At 76.3% G+C, this 262-nt stretch carries 1 protein-coding gene; it reads left to right on the forward strand.

The genetic code is table 11. From position 1 onward, the window contains the following. On the forward strand, positions 1 to 262 hold a 262-nt coding region (locus R0J92_RS23915; RefSeq protein WP_411053510.1), incomplete at both ends, for a flagellar assembly protein FliX.

The following is a 262-nucleotide window of genomic DNA, read 5'->3' on the forward strand; positions in this document are numbered from 1 at the left end:
GGCCCGCGCCGGCGCGACGGACGCGCTGCTCGCCCTGCAGGAGGTTCCGGCCGCCGACGACCGGCGGGCCCGCCATGCCCGCGCACGCGAGCGGGCCGACGCGATCCTCGATTCGCTGGAGGCGCTGCGGCGCGACATCCTCCTGGGCGAGGTCCCGGCGGACCGGCTGAAATCGGTCGCCGAGCGGGTTCGCGCGGTTCGCGAGCAGGTCGACGACCCCCGGCTCGATTCCGTCCTCGACGAGATCGACCTGCGCGCCCAG

It is taken from the genome of Tritonibacter sp. SIMBA_163, assembly GCF_046535935.1.
In the GTDB taxonomy this organism is placed as follows: Bacteria; Pseudomonadota; Alphaproteobacteria; order Rhodobacterales; family Rhodobacteraceae; genus Epibacterium; species Epibacterium scottomollicae.